Raw genomic sequence first — 17052 nt, 5'->3', positions numbered from 1 at the left:
AACACGAAAGCCCCCGGCGTCTGCCGGGGGCTTCTTCGTGGTGGGCGATACTGGGATCGAACCAGTGACCTCTTCCGTGTCAGGGAAGCGCGCTACCGCTGCGCCAATCGCCCAGAGGAGTGTGGAGCTGGAGGTGGGGACGGGATTCGAACCCGCGTGGACGGCTTTGCAGGCCGCTGCCTAGCCTCTCGGCCACCCCACCATCGAGGTTCACGTCTCCGTGAGTACCCGAACGGTGGGATACCCTCTGGTGAGTCGTCGCGACCCGGAGGTCGAGACACTCGAGCGGATGACGAGATTCGAACTCGCGACCCTCACCTTGGCAAGGTGATGCGCTACCACTGCGCCACATCCGCATGTCGCTGCTCGGCTGGCCGTTCATGCTGGCCTGCCGTCTCGGCGACGTCGTAAACTCTATACGAACCCTGGCGCATCCGCCAAAATCCTTCCGGTTCACCGGGCGTGTCCCCCGTGTTCACGCGGATGCGTGGGCATCGAACCCCCGCGCCACACCCGGGCGGCACGTCGCGTTCGGCTCCGGCTCCCGCATCCGCTACTATCGACTGGCACGACAAGTGCAGCGGGCGATTGGCGCAGTTGGTAGCGCGCTTCGTTCACACCGAAGAGGTCATCAGTTCGAGTCTGGTATCGCCCACCCGCTGTGTCGCTTGACGACACGACCGAGAGCCCGACGCAGCACGCGTCGGGCTCTCGTCGTTCCGGCAAGCAGACGACGCACGCCGACTCCAGCAATCCGACACCAGCAGAACGATCCACAGGGGCACATGACCGACGTCGACCTCGAGTTCGCCCGCGTCCGCGCCGTCCTCGACCGTCCGACCCTCCGGCTCCTCTCGCGTCCGACCAGCGCCGCGGTCGTGGCCGTGTTCCGCGCGGTGTTCGACCGCGACGTCCAGTACGTCCCCGCCGACCGGATGCACCTCCAGGTCGAGGAGCACGTCGCCCGACTCCAGGCGATGGGCGCCCGGGTGCCCGCGAGCGAGCAGGGCGGCGACGTCGAGGAGACACGACCGAACGGCCGGGCGCTCTGTCGCGAGTGGGTCGCCGCCCAGTGGCTCGTGCGGTCGAACTCCCCCGACGGCGACGAGCAGTACTCCCTGACGAGCCACGCCCTCGAGGCGCTGAGCCTCGTGGACGCCCTGAGCGCGGACCGGGCCCTCATCAGCGAGAGCCGCCTCGCGATGATCGTCGACGCCGTGCACCGGTGGGCGGCACGCGCCGAACCCGACCCCGACGTGCAGATCCGCCGCCTCGACGCACAGATCGCCGAGCTCCAGGCAGAGCGGGACCGGTTGGCGAGCGGCGACACGGTCGAGACCGTCGACGACGACCGGATGCGCGACGGGTACACGAACATCTCCGACCTCATCCGCCAGCTGCCGAGCGACTTCAAGCGGGTCGAGGAAGCGGTGGCGACGATGCACCGCTCGATCGTCGAGGACTTCCGCAGCGAGGTCCGCCCGATCGGCGAGATCCTCGACGACTACCTCGCCCGCACCGACAACCTCATGCAGTCGACGCCGGAGGGCCGCGCGTTCGAGGGTGCGTTCGAGCTCCTCCGCGACGACGCGCTCCTGCTCCGACTCCGTGACGACATCGGCACGATCCTCGCGCACCCGTTCGCCTCGACACTCGAGCCGGGTGAGCGCCGCGCGTTCCGGAACACGGTCAGCATCCTGCGGCAGGGCATCGAGGACGTCCTCGCCCGTCGACGACAGCTCACCGCGACCCTCCGCGACCAGATCGTCGCGCACGACGTCGTCCGCGACCGCGAGCTCGACGCGGTCCTCCGTTCGGTCAACCGCGGGCTCGCGGACTGGATCGAGCGGGGATCGGCACGGGACCGCGTCCCGCTCGGCCTCCTGCCGGAGCCGGCCGAGGTCGAGACCCTCCGCGAACGCTTCTACGACCCGGACAACGAGTCGGTGCCGCCACCGATCGAGGAGCCCGACGACGACGTCTTCGACGACCTCGACGTCGACACGCTCCGGCGCCACGGCGGCCCGCTCCTCGCCGAGCTGCGCGACGCACTCCGGTCCGCGGTCGACACGACCAGCGCCGCCGCCTTCCACGGCCTGCCCGACGAGCACCGCCGACCCGTCGAGCTCTTCGGCCTCGCACACCTGCTCACGGGCCGACCGGACTTCGAGGAGGCCCGGCACGTGGTCGCCCACCACACGGTCCGGCCCGACGGCAGCGCGGTCACCTTCCACATGCCGACCGCCGCCCTCGCCGACGGCGACGCCACGGCCGAGCACGACGCAGCGCACGAACCAGCACCCACAGCACCACACGCACAGGAGGCACGGTGAGCGACACCACGCCGGCACCGGTCGACGACACGGCCGGGTTCGAGGGCCTCGACACGGTCCCGCAGGACGAGGACCGCGACGAGACGAGCTTCGCCCTCTTCGAGGGCGACGAGGGTCGTCTCGACGAGCCGCAGCGACGCGCGCTGGTCGCGCTGCTCCGGCACACCTACGTGAGCGCCCGGACGCACGCCGACGAGTGGCGAGCGGTCCTCGACGCCGAGGGGCAGCTCCGGTCGCGCCTCAACGACCTCTTCCTCGAGCTCCACGTCGACCGGGACCGCGAGGTCGCCTGGAAGCGCCAGGCCCGCTCGGAGAGCCAGCGCCGGGCCTTCCCGACCCTGCTCCGCGACGTCCCGTACACGCGCGAGGAGACGATCGTCCTCGTCTACCTGCGCATGCGCCTCCGCGCCGACACCCGCCCCGGCCCCGACCAGGTCGTCGTCGACCGTTCGGAGATCCTCGGGCACGTGGCCGGCTTCCTCCCAGCGGGCTCCACCGACCGCACGCGCGACGAGGCCCGCGTCGCGAGCGCCGTGGAGCGGCTGGTCCGCGCCCGGATCCTGCTCCGCACCACCGACCCGGACCGCTTCCGCGTGGCGAGCGTCGTCGAGGTGCTCCTGCCCCTCGAACGGCTGCTCGAGCTCGACACCTGGCTCCGCACCGCGACCAGCGGCGACGGCGAGGCGACCGCCGGAGCCGAGCCGGGCCTCCAGGCCGAGCCGACCGACACCGACGACGAAGGCGAGCCGGCAGCATGACCGACACCGCGACCGGCACGACCGCGTACGAGGAGTACGCGATGCCCGCCCTCTTCGACACGGTGGCGCAGTGGCGTGCCGAGTCGATGCAGGTCGTGAACTGGGGCGGCTTCCACGGCCACCGCCAGGTGGAGCTGTCCGGCACCGCGACCCTCATCTCGGGCGCGTCCGGCACCGGCAAGTCGACGTTGATGGACGCGTACCTCGCGGTGATGATGCCGTCCGACGTGCCCTTCAACGGGGCGTCCAACGACACCACGACCGGCCGCGCACGCGGTGCGGACCAGCGGAACCTGCTCACGTACCTGCGCGGCAAGGTCGACACCCAGCGCGACCCGGAGACCGGCGCGCTCCGCGACGTCAACCTGCGCGGCGACGACCAGACGACGTGGGGTGCCGTCGCGGTGACCTTCCGGAACGACGACGAGCGTCGCTTCACGGTGCTGCGCGCGTACATCGTGCCGAAGCGGGCGCGCGGCGTCGGCGACATCCAGATGACGATGGCGACGGTCGACGACACGTTCGACCTGCGCCGGCTCGAGGAGTTCGTGCCGTCGCGCTTCCACCACCTCGAACTGACCGGCCGCGTGCCCGGGCTCGTGATCCGCGACACCTACCAGGAGCTCGCGTACACCCTGCAGACCCGGCTCGGCATCGGTGACTCCGGCGGCGGCAACCGGGCGATGCGCCTGCTCGCCCGCATCCAGGCCGGGCAGCACCTCCCGACCGTCGACGCCCTGTACAAGTCGCTCGTCCTCGAGACGCCCGCCACCTACGAGGCGGCCGACCGTGCCCTCGCGCACTTCTCGGCCCTCGACGAGGCGTACGAGGCGATGGACACCGAGGAGCGCAAGGTCCGCATCCTCTCGCCCATCGTCGACCTCCACGCGGAGATCGCCCGGTCGAAGGCGGCTGCCGCTGCGCTCGACGGCATCGCCACCGGCGCCGAGGTCTCCCCGTTCGCGCACTGGACGGCCTCCCGGAAACGCGCGCTCCTCGACGACGAGGTCGCCCGGAACACCCGCGAGCGCACGGCCGCGCGAGCGGAGGTCGCCGCCGCGTCCGCTCGGCACGCAGCCGTCGAGATCGAGCTCCGGGACGCCGAGGCCCGGCTCCGCGACCAGGGCGGCAACGCGCTCGCGCAGCTCGAGGACCGCATCGACCGCCGCACGCGCGAGCGTGACGCAGCGGCCCGGTCCCGCGCCGTGTTCGAGGAGCGCACCGCCGTCCTCGAGACCACGGTCGACTCCGAGACCGGGTTCTCCGCGGCGCAGCGAGCGTCGCACGACTTCCTCGGGACGTACGCCACCGCTCGGCAGGAACTCGACCAGCGCCGCGACGCCCTGACCCGCGAGGAGTACCCGCTCCTCGACCGCGAACGCACCCTGCGCCAGGAACGGCAGTCGCTCGAGCACCGCCAGGGCGCCATGCCGCTACCGATGCACGAGGCCCGGGTCGCGATGGCCCGCGCCGCCGGCACCGACCCCGCCGACCTGCCCTTCGTGGCGGAGCTCCTCGACGTGCTCCCGGGCGAGGAAGCCTGGCGGACGGCGATCGAGTCCGTGCTCGCGCCCGTCGCCCGCACGCTCCTGGTCGACCAGGACCACCTCGCGGCCTTCAGCGAGGCCATCGACTCCCTCCGCCTGCCCGTGCGGGTCCAGTTCGAGGGCGTCCCCACCGGGCCGCACATCGACCTCGACGGCGACCCGTCGATGGTGTCGGGGAAGCTCGCGATCAAGCCGTCCCCGTTCAGCACCTGGGTGCGCGAACGCATCGAGTCGGACCGCACCGACGCCCGCTGCGTCGAGGACGCGGGCGACCTCGGCGGCGGGGGCCGTCGGGTGACGCGGTCCGGACAGCTCCGTGACGGCCGACGTGGCGCACACGGCGACCGGCGCCAGGCGAACGTCATCGGGTTCACGAACGAGGCCAGGGTCACCGCGGTCGAGGAGGAGCTCGCCTCCATCGCCCAGGACCTCGCGACCCTCGAGGCCCGGCGCACCGACGTCGCGCAGGACATCGCCGCGCTCGACGCCCTCCGCACTGCGCACCAGCACGTGGTCGACGCGACCTGGGACGGCATCGACGTCGCGGGTCTGGACGAGTCGCTCGCGCAGCTCGACGCCGAACGCCAGGCGCTGCTCGCCGCCGACGACGGTCTCCGGACGCTCCGGGCGACGGTCGCTCGGCTCCGGGCCGCCCTCGACGAGGCCTCCGACCGCCGGTCCGCAGCGCGCTTGTCGGTCTCGCGACTCGAGGAGCGTCACGGTGTCCTCGTCGACGGGCAGGACGCCGCCGCCGAGATCCTCGCGCGCTTCGACGACGCCCCGGACTCGCTGCCGGACGACGAACAGGCGCAGCTGCTGTCCGAGACGTTCGAGGAGGTCGGTGCTCCCGACGGCATCGACGGCTTCGACGACGCCACCCGTCGGCTGCGACGACGGCTCGACGAGCGGCTGTCGCAGGCGCTCGACGGTGCCGCTTCGGCCTCGAACGCCCTGACCCTGACGTTCCAGCGGTACCAGGACGCCTGGCCGGACCCGAACCTCGGCACCGGGGTCGCCTCCTACGAGGACTACCACGCGATCCTCGAGCAGATCCTCGCGACCGGCCTCCATGCCCGTCGGACCGAGTGGCGTCGGCGGCTCTCGCAGTGGAGCGGCGAGGACCTCGTGCCGCTCGCAGGAGCCTTCGACCGGGCCGTCGTCGAGATCGAGGAGCGCCTGGAGCCGGTCAACGAGATCCTCCGCGAGCTGCCGTTCGGCGCGAACCGGGACCGGCTGAAGATCGTCATCCGCCGCGTCACCCGCGAAGAGGTCGCGTCGTTCCGCAAGGAGCTCCGCGCGCTGTCGGCCTCGGTGGACACCGAGTTGACCGACGACGTGCTCGAGACCCGGTTCCGTCGCCTCCGCCGGTTCATGGCGATCATCCGGCCGGACTCCGCCGCACCCCGGGGCCGCACCACCGCCCGGGACGCCGTGCTCGACGTCCGCCGGCACATGGAGATCACCGCCGTCCGCTACGACGTCGACGGGAACGACCTCGGCGTGTACTCGTCCCTCGGCGACAAGTCCGGCGGCGAGACGCAGGAGCTCGTGGCGTTCATCGTGGGCGCCGCGCTCCGGTACCAGCTCGGCGACGAGACCCGGCCACGGCCCCGGTTCGCGCCGGTGTTCCTCGACGAGGCCTTCATCAAGGCGGACTCGGAGTTCGCCGGGCGTGCGGTGACGGCGTGGCTCCGGCTCGGCTTCCAGCTCGTGGTGAGCGCGCCGCTCGACAAGGTGACGGCGCTCGAACCGTCCATGGAGCGCCTGCTCTCGATGCGGAAGCACCCCGACACGGGCCACTCGTCCATCACCGAGATCGCGCGGGTCGCGCCCGGCGCGTAGCCGCGGGGCGCGGCAGCGGCGTGGGGCGGCGCGGGGCTGGCTGGTCGCAGAACATGTCGCCCCGCCCGCCGCGCGACGGCACGTCGTGCGACCAACGCGCGACGCGAACGGCGTGTCCTGCGACCAACGCGATCCGGACGCGGACGGGAGGCACGGTGCGAGGCCGCCACGCGCCTCCCGTCCGTCGCCTGCCGCTGGTCGCAGAACATGTCGCCCCGGCCGCCGCGCGACAGCGTGTCCTGCGACCAACGCGCGACGCGGACGGCATGTCCTGCGACCAACGCGACCGGCGCAGCGGACGGGAGGCGGTGCGAGGCCGCCACGCGCCTGCCGTCCGTCGCCTGCGGCTGGTCGCAGAACATGTCGCCCCGGCTGCCGCGCGACGGCACGTCGTGCGACCAACGCGGGGCGCGGACGGCGTGTCCCGCGACCAACGCGGGGCGCGGACGGCGTGTCCCGCGACCAACGGGCAGCGGTCGGCGGGCAGGGACGGAGCGGTACGGTGGGCGGGTGTTCGGACGCCGCTCCCCCAGCCCACGCCCCGACGACCGTCCCGGCCTCGGGATCGGGGCACTCGTCCAGGTGGTCGACCCCGGCCAGCAGGGCGGCGAGCACTGGGCCGACGAACCGATCGGCGTCATCGTCGCACCGGGTGGGAGCCAACTCGGCGGGACGCAGCGGACGTGGACCGTCGCGTTCGACGAGCCCGCGTACACGACGGACGGCCGCGGCCCCTTCGAGCGCGCGACCGTCCTGAGTCGTCAACTGGTGCCGGTCGAGCCGGCAGCGGCCACCGGGGCCGACGAGCGAGCCTAGTACTCCTCGGAGCCGCTCTTCATCATGGCCGCCGTGGCCATGCAGAGCCCGACGCCGCCGAGCACGCAGATCCCGATGATGACGCCTGCGATGACTTCGAGCATGTCCTGACTCCTTGGTTCCGGGGGCCGATCTGGCGACACCAGCCTACCCGGTGCGACCACCCGCCGTGGTCGGGCGCGCTGGTCAGCGGACGCCGCGCATCAGGCGGAGGACCGGCTTCGCGAACACGAGCAGCAGGACGCCGACCACGACCGCCGCGAGGCCGAGCACGGTGAAGTACGGCGCCTCGTTCGCCGGGTCGTAGTAGCGCGAGAGCACGCCGGTCGCCGCGGTGCCGAGCGACACCGACAGGAAGAACAGCGCCACCATCTGCGTCTGGAACTTCGCGGGTGCGAGCTTCGTCGCGACGGACTGCCCGACGGGCGACAGGAGCAGCTCGGCGATGGTGAAGACGAGCAGGATGCCGACGAGTGCGAGGAGCGGCGTGCCGTTCTCGCCGGAGCGCACGAACGGCAGGAAGAGCAGGAACGCGACGCCCATGATGCCCGTGCCGAGGGCGAACTTCGTCGGGGTCGAGGGCTGACGGTCGCCGAGCTTGGTCCAGATCGCGGCGAACACGCCGGAGAGCACGATGATGAAAACCGGGTTGATCGACTGGACCCACGACACCGGCATCTCCCACCCGAACAGCGAGCGGTCGAGCCGCTGGTCCGCGTAGACCGTGACGACCGTGAACTGCTGCTGGTAGAGCGACCAGAACACGGCACTCGCGATGAAGAGCGGGATGAACGCGAACACGCGCGAGCGTTCCTCGGCGCTGATGCCGCTGCCGAGGATCACGACGAAGTACCCGATGGTCGCGAGGACCACGATCGCGACGACCACGGTCGGGAGGTTGCCGACGTTGAGGAGCCCGGTGAGGACCGCGGCGACGATCACCACGAGCGCCACCACCACCAGGACGGCCACGAGCGGCAGGCGTCGACGGTCGACCGGGTTGGTGACCTGCCGGACGACCTCGGGGAGGTGGCGGCGACGGATGGCGTACTGCACGAGACCCGCGGCCATGCCGACGGCGGCGAGGCCGAAGCCGAAGTGGAACCCGAGCGTGCTCTGCAGCAGCCCGGTCAGCAGCGGGCCGAAGAACGCGCCCAGGTTCACGCCGAGGTAGTACAGCGAGAAGCCCGCGTCACGGCGCGGGTCGTCCTTCGTGTAGAGACCGCCGACGATCGTGGTCGCGGTCGCCTTCAGTCCGCCGGAGCCGAGGGCGATGAGGACCAGTCCGACGCCGACGCCGGTGACACCCGGCAGGACCGCGAGCGCGATGTGGCCGAGCATGACGACGACGGCACTGCCGAACAGCGTCCGGTCCGCGCCGATGAGCCGGTCGGCGACCCACGCGCCGATGATCGTGAAGAGGTACACCGCGCCGCCGTAGGCGCCCATGATCCCGCTCGCGATGCCCTTGTCGATGCCCAACCCGCCCTGCGTCAGCGAGTAGTACATGTAGATCAGGACGATGCCCTGCATGCCGTAGAACGAGAACCGCTCCCACAGCTCGACCGCGAACGGCGTGGACAGTTCGAACGGCTGTCCGAAGAACGTGCGCTTCGTGCTGGGCTCGTGACCCGGAGCGGTGGTACCTGACATGCCGCACAGTCTGCCCCGGACGAGGCGCGGCGGCACAATCGTCGACGGGTGCTCACAAAACTGCGCGGTGTCCGGTTGGAGGGTTCCCACGAGGACGAGCGGCCTGCCCCGACCGTGGTTTGTCTCGCCCGCACGGCGTTCACGTCACGAGCAGGCGGAGTGCATAGCGTGGGTTCTGCAACACCGGACACCGCAGTTCAGGAGGACTCCCGACCATGGTCGACACCGCGCCCGCGCACAGCACCAGCACCCCGAAGGCCAGCACCCCGAAGGCCGACGCCGCCGGTGACCCCGCCGCGGGCACCCCCGTCGGGTCCACCGCTGCCGACGTGCACATCGACGTCGACCTGGTCGCCGAACTCCTGCTCGGCCGGTGGGCCGAGGACCGGCGCATCTCCCGTCGCCTCGCGCTCGACCCGGCGATGCACAAGATCGAGGGCATGCCCTACGCCGACGCCCGGTCGCGCACGCTCGACCAACTGCGCATCCTCGTCGAGGCCGGTGCGATCCAGCGGCCGTACCCGCCGGAGTTCGGCGGCCAGGACAACCACGGCGGGAACCTCGCGGCGTTCGAGGAGCTCACGACGGCCGACCCGTCGATGCAGATCAAGGCGGGCGTGCAGTGGGGCCTCTTCGGTTCCGCCGTGCACCACCTCGGCACCGAACGGAACCACCGCGAGTTCCTCCCCGGCATCGTCTCGTTCGAGGTCCCGGGGTGCTTCGCCATGACCGAGACCGGGCACGGGTCGGACGTGCAGAGCATCGCCACGAGCGCCACGTACGACCCGGACACGCAGGAGTTCGTCATCCACACGCCCTTCCGCGGTGCGTGGAAGGACTACATCGGCAACGCCGCCCTGCACGGCAAGGCCGCCGTGGTGTTCGCGAAACTGGTGACGCAGGGCGTCGACCACGGTGTGCACGCGTTCTACGTCCCGATCCGCGACGACGAGGGCACGTTCCTTCCCGGCGTCGGCGGGGAGGACGACGGCTACAAGGGCGGCCTGAACGGCATCGACAACGGTCGCCTGCACTTCGACCACGTGCGCGTGCCCCGGACGAACCTCCTGAACCGCTACGGCGACGTCGCCGAGGACGGCACCTACAGCTCCCCCATCGCGTCGCCCGGCCGTCGGTTCTTCACGATGCTCGGCACGCTCGTGCAGGGCCGGGTCTCGCTCGACGGCGCGGCGGTCGTGGCGCAGAAGATCGGTCTGCAGATCGCCCTGACCTACGCGATGGAGCGACGGCAGTTCCCCACCGGCGACGGCACCGAGGGCGTCCTGCTCGACTACGGCCGGCACCAGCGCCGGCTGATCCCGCGGCTCGCGACCGTGTTCGCGCAGTCGTTCGCGCACGAGAAGCTGCTCCGGACCTTCGACGACGTCTTCAGCGGACGTGAGGACACGCCGCAGCGCCGCGAGGACCTCGAGACGCAGGCGGCCGCGTTCAAGGCGATGTCGACGTGGTCGGCACTCGACACGCTCCAGGAGTGCCGCGAGGCCTGCGGCGGTGCCGGGTTCCTCGCGGAGAACCGCCTCACCGGCCTCCGCGCCGACCTCGACGTCTACGTGACGTTCGAGGGCGACAACACCGTCCTGCTCCAGCTCGTCGGCAAGCGGCTGCTCACCGAGTTCCGCGCACGGGCACCGAAGGACGCGGCAGCGACCGCGCGCTTCGTCGCGGGTACGGCAGCGTCGAAGCTCGCCGACGCCATGGGGATCCGGCGGCTCGAGCAGACCCTCGCCGACCGCGGCTCCCTCGCCGCGAGCGTGACGGACCTCCAGGACCCGACGACCCAGCGCGAACTCCTCGCCGGCCGCGTCGACACGATGGTGACCGAGATCGGCATGCGGCTCGCCGGGGCGGGGAAGGACCGGGAGCGCGCGGCGCTGCTCCTGAACCGCTCGCAGCACGAACTCATCGAGGCGTCGAAGGCGCACGCCGAGCTCATGCAGTGGGACGCCTTCACCGAGGCCCTCGACGAGGTCCCCGAGGGTGACACCCGGCGGGTGCTCGTCTGGCTCCGCGACATGTTCGCCCTCGGCCTGCTCGAGCAGCACCTCGGCTGGTACCTCGTGCACGGGCGTCTGACCGCTCAGCGCGCCCGGGCCGTGTCCGCGTACATCGACCGACTGGTCGCCCGGGTCCGCCCGGTCGTGCCGCAGCTGCTCGAGACGTTCGGGTACGAGCCCGGACACGTGCGGGCACCGATCGCGCTCGGTGCCGAGCGGGAGCGACAGGACGAGGCGCGCGCCTGGTTCGCCGCCGAGGCCGCCGCGGGGCGCCTGCCCGAGCAGGAGAAGAAGCCGCGCCCTTGATCCGTTCCCCTGTGATCAACCTTGTGGGGTTGATTGTGCGTTTGTCAACCTTGTAGGGTTGACGACAGGAGGGATCATGATCGTCATCACGGCGGACCAGATCGACAGCCGAGCGGGATCAGACCGCGTCGAGGCGGCTCTGTTGGGAGTGTCCGACGTCCTCGGGGACGCCGCGGTGCTGCCGCCGGAACGCACCGCGGGCGACGAGTTCCAGGTGCTCGTGTCCTCCGGGGGTGCGGCCGTCGACGTCGTCCGAGCGCTGACGCGGCAGGGCGGCTGGAGCATCGGTGTCGGCGTCGGAGCCGTCGAGTCACCCCTGCCGACGTCCACCCGTGCAGCCACCGGCCCGGCGTTCTACGCGGCGCGGGCGGCCGTCGAGCGTGCGAAGTCCACGCCGGAGCGCTTCGCGCTCGAGGTGGCACCGGGTGCCTCGCGCGACACGTCCGAGGTGGAGCCGCTCGTCGCACAGACCGTCCGCGCCCTCGGCCGCCGCTCCGCCGAGGGGTGGGAACTGGCCGACCTGCTCGACGCCGGCCTGTCCCGGACCGAGGCCGCGGCCCGCCTCGACATCACACCGCAGGCGGTCGCGAAGCGGTACGCGTCGGCCGAGCTCCGGAGCGACGCCCCGGTGCGCGCCGCGCTGGCCGCCCTGCTGGAGTCTGCCGACCGACCCGCCGACGAGGAGCCCACACCGTGACCGCCGCGCTCTGGACCACCGCCTCCGTCGTCGTGCTCGCCGCCGCCGTCTGGAGCACCGTCCGCCCCCTGCCCCCGGTCGTCCGAGCCGCACCGCCGGTGGTCGTGCTCCTGGCCCTCCTCACGATCCGCATCGCGACCGGGACCATCGGCACCGGCACGAGCACAGGAACCGGCACCGGCACCGCCGTGGTCGGCCTCGCAGCGACCGCCCCGGACCCCGTGGTCGGCACCGTCCTGGCCGCAGCGGTCTGCCTCCTCGGCATCCTCGCCGGCAGCGCCGTCACCGGAGCCGTCCTCGGCGTCGCGATGCGGAGCGACCTGCGCCGCGGCGACGTCCGCCGGGGCACGCACGGCGGCATCCTCGTGAGCACGACGGACGAACCGCTGGGGAACGCCACGGTCCCGCCACCCTCGGAGGTCCTCCGCGGCGGCGCGGTCATCGGGTTCCTCGAGCGCTTCGCCATCGTCGGCGCCGCCCTCGTGGGCCACCTCGAGATCGTCGCCGCGGTGATCGCGGTCAAGGGCCTCGGTCGGTTCTCCGAGCTCGACTCCCCCGCGGCGCGCGAACGCTTCATCGTGGGCACCCTGACGAGCACCTGCTGGGCGGGTCTCGCCGCGGCGGTCGTCCTCCTCTAGGAAGAGCGGCGGACGGTCAGGACCCGGCCGACGGACCACCCTGGTCGCCCAGCGCACGACGGAGCCGGGCCTCGGCATCGTCGTCGGCAGCACCCGCGGCGGCTGCGGCCTCGGCGTTCGCCTCGATGACCGCCCGGACGACCTCCTCGCGCTGGATCTTCACACCGCGCGGGGCGTCGATGCCGATGCGCACCCCGTCGCCACGACCGTCGAGCACCGTGATGACGATGTCGTCACCGACGAGGATCCGCTCGCCGACCTTCCGCGTGAGTACCAGCACCCCGTCAGCCTAGCGACAGGACCGGCACTCCCAGCAGGTGCACCGACTCCGGCGTGGCGGTCTCCGCGGTACCGATCGCGACCACGCCTGCGACTTTCACACGCGCCGCCACCGCCCGGAGCATCGCAGCGGCGTCCTCCGTCTTCCGTCCCGCGTCGACGACGAGCCAGACCTGGTCGGCACCGAGTGCCTCGATCGTCGCCGCGTCGTCCCACGCGGCGACCGCGAGCACCGTCGCGCCGTCGCGGACGCCGTCGGCCCGCGCGAGGATCCCGGAGCGCCGGTCCGCGGCCGCGGTCGGCCGCAGCGCGTGCCGGGTGGCGAACAGCCCGGCGACCGCGTCGACGTCGCCCGCACGGCCGACGAGCAGGACGAGGTCGCCGTCCGCGGAGCGGACCGACGGCACGACCGGGCGCACCGGCGACGCGACGGCGACGGTGGGGACGACCTCGTCGAGGACCGCCGGGTCGTCGAGGAGGCGCGCCGCGCCTCCAGGCAGCGTGTCGGTGACGGCCTGGAGGCGCGACCCGCCCTGGTCGGGCAGGCTGCGGACCACCGGTGCGGACGCCGGTGCGATGCCGTCCGCGACGAACCCGTCGAGGACCGACGCGAACGCGTCGGCGCGGGTCGCGCCGGTGCCGTCGGCCGCGATGATGCGTGCCTCGGCGGCCTCCGCGTCGGCGAGCAGCGCCGCGATGCCCGCGCGCTGCACGGGCCCGTCGGCGATCGCCACCACGGCGGTGGGTGCCTCGTCCGGCGACGGGACCTCGACGGTGGCCTCGACGTGGGCCCTGCGGAACAGTCCGGCGATGCCCGGCGTCGTCACCCGTTCGGCGGCGACGATCCGGGCGGCGGGGCCGAACTCCTCGCGGACGGCGTCGCGCACCGCCTCGAGGGTGGCTCCGTCACGCTGCAACCGCGTCGGTGACACGGACCACCCCCACGGTCTCGATGGTGGAGCCCGCGGCCGTGGCCTCCTGGTAGGACAGGACCGGCAGGCCGTTCGACTGCGCGGCGACCATGCGGTGCACGGCGGGCCGGAGCTGCGGCGCGCAGACGAGGACGGCGGAGAGTCCCTGGTCCTCGACCGACCGGACGGCGTCGCGGACCGAGCCGAGGACCTGCTCGATGCGGTGCGCGTCGAGGACGATCTGGCTGCCCTGCTCCGACGGGCGGAGCCCCTCGAGCATCGCCTGCTCGAGCAGCGGGTCGATCATGATGACGCGGAGCACGCCGCCGTCGGTGTGCCGGGCGACGAGCGCGGGACCGAGGGCCGCACGGGCGGACTCGACGAGCCCCTCGGGGTCGGTCGACACCTTCGCGCGGAGGGTCAGTGCCTCGCAGATGCGGCCGAGGTCGTTGATCGGGACGCGCTCGGCGAGGAGCCCCTGCAGGACGCGTTGGAGCTCGGCCATCGACAGCATGCCGGGGACGAGTTCGTCGACCGCGGCGGGGTTGACCTGCTTGACGCCCTCGGTGAGGACCTTGACGTCCTCGCGGGTGAGCAGGCGCGCGGCGTTGTCACCGATCACGGCCTGCAGGTGCGTCACGAGCACGGACACCCGGTCGATGACGGTCGCCCCGGTCATCTCGGCGGCGTGCCGGAGCTCTGCGGGGACCCACTTGCCGGCGAGGCCGAACACCGGCTCGACGGTGGCGGCGCCCGGGAGTCCGTCGAGCTGGTCGCCGAGGGCGAGGACGCTGCGGGACGGTGCGGTCCCCCGGCCGGCCTCGACGCCGGCGATCCGGATCGCGTACGTCGACGGCGGCAGGTCGATGCTGTCCCGCGTCCGGACCGGGGGCACCACGATGCCCATGTCGACCGCGATCTTCCGGCGCAGTGCCCGCACCCGGCCGAGCAGGTCGTCCGAGGCGCCGGACACCATGTCGACGAGGTCGGGGGCGAGCAGGATCTCGAGGGCGTGCACGCGCATCTGCTCGATGAGGTCCTCCGGGGTGTCGGCGGCGGGTGCCGCCGCCTCGAGCGCCTGCGCCTGCGACGCCGCCGCGGCCTCGCGCTTCGCGTTCTGCCCGATGCGCCACCCGGTGAACAGCAGGAGCCCACCGACGATGAGGAACGCCACGATCGGCATCCCGGGGATGAAGCCCATGGCGATCGCGGCGACCCCGGCGATCGTGAGGGCGTTCCGCGACTGGCCGAGCTGGGCGGCGGCGCTCGACCCCATCTCGGTCTCGGCACCGGAGCGGGTGACGATCATGCCCGTCGACACCGCCATGAGGAGCGCGGGGATCTGCGTGACGAGGCCGTCGCCGATCGTCAGGATGCCGTACTTGCCGAGGGCGTCGGTGATCGAGAGCCCGTTCTGGGTCATCCCGATCGCGATGCCGCCGACGAGGTTGATGACGATGATGAGGATGCCCGCGATGGCGTCGCCCTTGACGAACTTCGAGGCACCGTCCATCGCGCCGTAGAAGTCGGCCTCCGCGGAGACCGCCGCGCGGCGCTCCTTCGCCTCGGCGTCCGTGATGAGCCCCGCGTTGAGGTCGGCGTCGATCGCCATCTGCTTGCCCGGCATCGCGTCGAGCGTGAAGCGGGCGCCCACCTCGGCGACGCGCTCGGCACCCTTGGTGACGACCACGAACTGGATCACGACGAGGATGAGGAAGATCACGGCGCCGATGATGATCGACCCGGACACGGCGACGTGCCCGAACGCCTGGATGACGTCGCCCGCGAAGCCGTCACCGAGCACGAGGCGCGTCGAGGCGACGTTCAGGCCGAGGCGGAACAGCGTCGCGACGAGCAGCAGCGACGGGAACACCGAGAAGTCGAGCGGCTTCTTGACGAACAGCGTCGTGAGCAGGATGACGAGCGCCAGCAGGATGTTGCAGATGATGAGCACGTCGAGCAGGAACGACGGCACCGGCAGGATCAGCAGCAGGATGATGCCGACGATGAAGACCGGGACGGCGAGCTTCGGCAGGTCCTTGCGGTTCACGCGGGAACCCCTTCCGTGGGAGCGCCTTCGCGCGGGGTCTGAGCAGGGCGCGGGGTGCGGAGCTTGCGGGGCCGGACGTCGCCCGTGAGCGTCGTCGGGTCGAGGACGGTCGCGACCTCTGCCTCGGTCGTCGGACGCGGCGCGGCGTGCGTGCCGGCAGCCGCGCCCCGGGCCGCGAGCTGCATGACGAACGACAGCACGCGGGCGACGGGCGTGTAGAGGTCGACCGGGATCTCCTGCCCGAGCTCGCACGCGGCGTGCAGGGCGCGGGTGAGGGGGACGTCCTGCACGATCGGCACGCGGGCCTCGAGCGCCCTGTCCTTGATCGCCGCGGCGACCGGCCCCGCTCCCTTGGCGACGACCCGCGGTGCGGACTTGCCCGCCTCGTACTTGATCGCGACCGCGTAGTGCGTCGGGTTGGTCATCACGACGTCCGCGTCGCCGATGGCGGAGATCATGCGGTTCCGGCTCATCGCCATCTGCCGCGAACGACGCTGCGACCTGATCAGCGGGTCGCCGTCGGACTGCTTGTTCTCGTCCTTGACCTCGCGCTTGGTCATCATCGTGCGCTTGCGGTTCCGGCGGACGACCACGAACACGTCCAGGGCGGCGAGCAGCAGCCCCGCGGCGATCGCCGCACGGAGCAGTGTGCCGACCCCGTCCCCGGCGGCCGCGAGCACCGCGGTCAGCGGCAGTGAGCCACTCGTCATGAGCACGGGCACGAGTCCCTGCACGGCGAACCAGAGCACGAGCCCGACGACGGTGGTCTTCAGGAGCGCCTTGACGCCGTTCCACAACGCCTGCACGCCGAACACGCGCTTGAAGCCCTGCACCGGGTCGAAGTGGTCGGGCTGCGGCGCCATCCGGCGGAAGTGCACGCCGCCCTGGGCGACGGCGGCGGTGAGCACGGCGACCGCGGTGACCCCGAGCATCGGGCCGATGATCGTGCCGACGGACGCCATGGCCTCGGCGAACACCCGGTTCATCGTGCCGATCGTCGGGTCCGCGATGACCGTCCGCACCGCCGCGAGCTGGGACTCCCCCGCCGCCGCCGCGTTGCCGACCGCGGCGGGGATCATCAGCGCCGCCGCCGCGATGCCGACCCACGCGCCGAGGTCCTGCGACCGGCCGAGCTGCCCCTTGCGGTGCACCTCGCGCATCCGCTTGTCGGTGGCCTTCTCGGACCGTTCTCCACTGTCGGACACGC

The 17052-nt window shown here is 72.2% G+C and carries 12 protein-coding genes and 4 tRNA genes; 8 read left to right on the top strand and 8 right to left on the bottom strand.

The window, feature by feature from the left end:
* Positions 1–38 precede the first annotated feature (38 nt).
* The 3 genes from ACRQ4C_RS08830 to ACRQ4C_RS08820 all read right to left on the bottom strand — a co-directional run bounded on the left by ACRQ4C_RS08830 (position 39) and on the right by ACRQ4C_RS08820 (position 356).
* Positions 39–113 (bottom strand) — tRNA-Val (locus ACRQ4C_RS08830).
* 15 nt (positions 114–128) lie between these two features.
* A tRNA-Cys gene (locus ACRQ4C_RS08825) sits at positions 129–202 on the bottom strand.
* An 82-nt stretch (positions 203–284) separates the two neighbouring features.
* Positions 285–356: transfer RNA gene (locus ACRQ4C_RS08820), tRNA-Gly, on the bottom strand.
* A 226-nt stretch (positions 357–582) separates the two neighbouring features.
* On the opposite strand from ACRQ4C_RS08820, the gene ACRQ4C_RS08815 reads away from it, so the two are divergent.
* The 5 genes from ACRQ4C_RS08815 (at position 583) to ACRQ4C_RS08795 (ending at position 7296) form a co-directional block, all read left to right on the top strand.
* A tRNA-Val gene (locus ACRQ4C_RS08815) sits at positions 583–655 on the top strand.
* A gap of 130 nt (positions 656–785) precedes the next feature.
* Entirely contained in the window at positions 786–2333 is a 1548-nt protein-coding gene (locus tag ACRQ4C_RS08810; RefSeq protein ID WP_439690874.1) for a DUF3375 family protein, read from the top strand.
* Positions 2330–3091 carry a DUF4194 domain-containing protein gene (locus ACRQ4C_RS08805; protein ID WP_290131804.1) on the top strand — a complete coding sequence of 254 codons (762 nt, stop codon included), beginning with the start codon at positions 2330–2332 and terminating at the stop codon, positions 3089–3091. Before ACRQ4C_RS08810 ends, ACRQ4C_RS08805 begins: the two co-directional genes overlap by 4 nt.
* Positions 3088–6480, top strand: a complete 3393-nt coding sequence (locus ACRQ4C_RS08800) for an ATP-binding protein (RefSeq protein ID WP_439690873.1) — start codon at positions 3088–3090, stop codon at positions 6478–6480. The genes ACRQ4C_RS08805 and ACRQ4C_RS08800 overlap by 4 nt, the downstream gene beginning before the upstream one ends.
* Positions 6481–6990: 510 nt before the next feature.
* Complete coding sequence (locus ACRQ4C_RS08795) at positions 6991–7296, top strand: hypothetical protein (RefSeq protein ID WP_290131806.1); 306 nt, start codon at positions 6991–6993, stop codon at positions 7294–7296.
* A 186-nt stretch (positions 7297–7482) separates the two neighbouring features.
* On the opposite strand, the gene ACRQ4C_RS08790 is transcribed toward ACRQ4C_RS08795, so the two are convergent.
* Positions 7483–8949, bottom strand: coding sequence for a peptide MFS transporter (locus ACRQ4C_RS08790; protein WP_290131807.1), 1467 nt, complete (start codon positions 8947–8949; stop codon positions 7483–7485).
* 215 nt (positions 8950–9164) lie between these two features.
* On the opposite strand from ACRQ4C_RS08790, the gene ACRQ4C_RS08785 reads away from it, so the two are divergent.
* The 3 genes from ACRQ4C_RS08785 (at position 9165) to ACRQ4C_RS08775 (ending at position 12605) form a co-directional block, all read left to right on the top strand.
* Positions 9165–11270, top strand: a complete 2106-nt coding sequence (locus ACRQ4C_RS08785; RefSeq protein ID WP_439690872.1) for an acyl-CoA dehydrogenase family protein — start codon at positions 9165–9167, stop codon at positions 11268–11270.
* Between the two features lie 76 nt (positions 11271–11346).
* Positions 11347–11967, top strand: coding sequence for a DNA-binding protein (locus tag ACRQ4C_RS08780; protein WP_439690871.1), 621 nt, complete (start codon positions 11347–11349; stop codon positions 11965–11967).
* On the top strand, positions 11964–12605 hold the full coding sequence (locus ACRQ4C_RS08775; protein ID WP_439690870.1) for a hypothetical protein: 642 nt from the start codon (positions 11964–11966) through the stop codon (positions 12603–12605). The genes ACRQ4C_RS08780 and ACRQ4C_RS08775 overlap by 4 nt, the downstream gene beginning before the upstream one ends.
* Positions 12606–12621: 16 nt before the next feature.
* Here ACRQ4C_RS08775 and csrA read toward each other — a convergent pair whose 3' ends face one another.
* The 4 genes from csrA to ACRQ4C_RS08755 are packed head-to-tail and all read right to left on the bottom strand — an operon-like array spanning position 12622 to position 17050.
* Positions 12622–12885, bottom strand: coding sequence for a carbon storage regulator CsrA (gene csrA, locus ACRQ4C_RS08770; RefSeq protein ID WP_058726010.1), 264 nt, complete (start codon positions 12883–12885; stop codon positions 12622–12624).
* 4 nt (positions 12886–12889) lie between these two features.
* On the bottom strand, positions 12890–13771 hold the full coding sequence (locus ACRQ4C_RS08765; protein WP_439690869.1) for a hypothetical protein: 882 nt from the start codon (positions 13769–13771) through the stop codon (positions 12890–12892).
* Between the two features lie 19 nt (positions 13772–13790).
* Positions 13791–15845 (bottom strand): flagellar biosynthesis protein FlhA, encoded by a 2055-nt coding sequence (locus tag ACRQ4C_RS08760; protein ID WP_439690868.1) that lies wholly within the window; start codon positions 15843–15845, stop codon positions 13791–13793.
* The gene (locus tag ACRQ4C_RS08755) at positions 15842–17050 is read right to left on the bottom strand and encodes an EscU/YscU/HrcU family type III secretion system export apparatus switch protein (protein WP_439690867.1); all 1209 of its coding nucleotides are present in this window, start codon (positions 17048–17050) and stop codon (positions 15842–15844) included. Before ACRQ4C_RS08755 ends, ACRQ4C_RS08760 begins: the two co-directional genes overlap by 4 nt.
* Positions 17051–17052 lie beyond the last annotated feature (2 nt).

The sequence above is a fragment of the Curtobacterium sp. SP.BCp genome (assembly GCF_051903255.1).
Taxonomy (GTDB): domain Bacteria; phylum Actinomycetota; class Actinomycetes; order Actinomycetales; family Microbacteriaceae; genus Curtobacterium.
This window is presented reverse-complemented; position numbering and strand designations above follow the sequence as displayed.

Excerpts from the sequence above, each read along its gene's own strand:
- ACRQ4C_RS08810 (WP_439690874.1), top strand. The coding sequence starts at position 786 with ATGACCGACGTCGACCTCGAGTTCGCCCGCGTCCGCGCCGTCCTCGAC.
- ACRQ4C_RS08800 (WP_439690873.1), top strand. The coding sequence starts at position 3,088 with ATGACCGACACCGCGACCGGCACGACCGCGTACGAGGAGTACGCGATG.
- ACRQ4C_RS08790 (WP_290131807.1), bottom strand. The coding sequence starts at position 8,949 with ATGTCAGGTACCACCGCTCCGGGTCACGAGCCCAGCACGAAGCGCACG.
- ACRQ4C_RS08785 (WP_439690872.1), top strand. The coding sequence starts at position 9,165 with ATGGTCGACACCGCGCCCGCGCACAGCACCAGCACCCCGAAGGCCAGC.
- ACRQ4C_RS08780 (WP_439690871.1), top strand. The coding sequence starts at position 11,347 with ATGATCGTCATCACGGCGGACCAGATCGACAGCCGAGCGGGATCAGAC.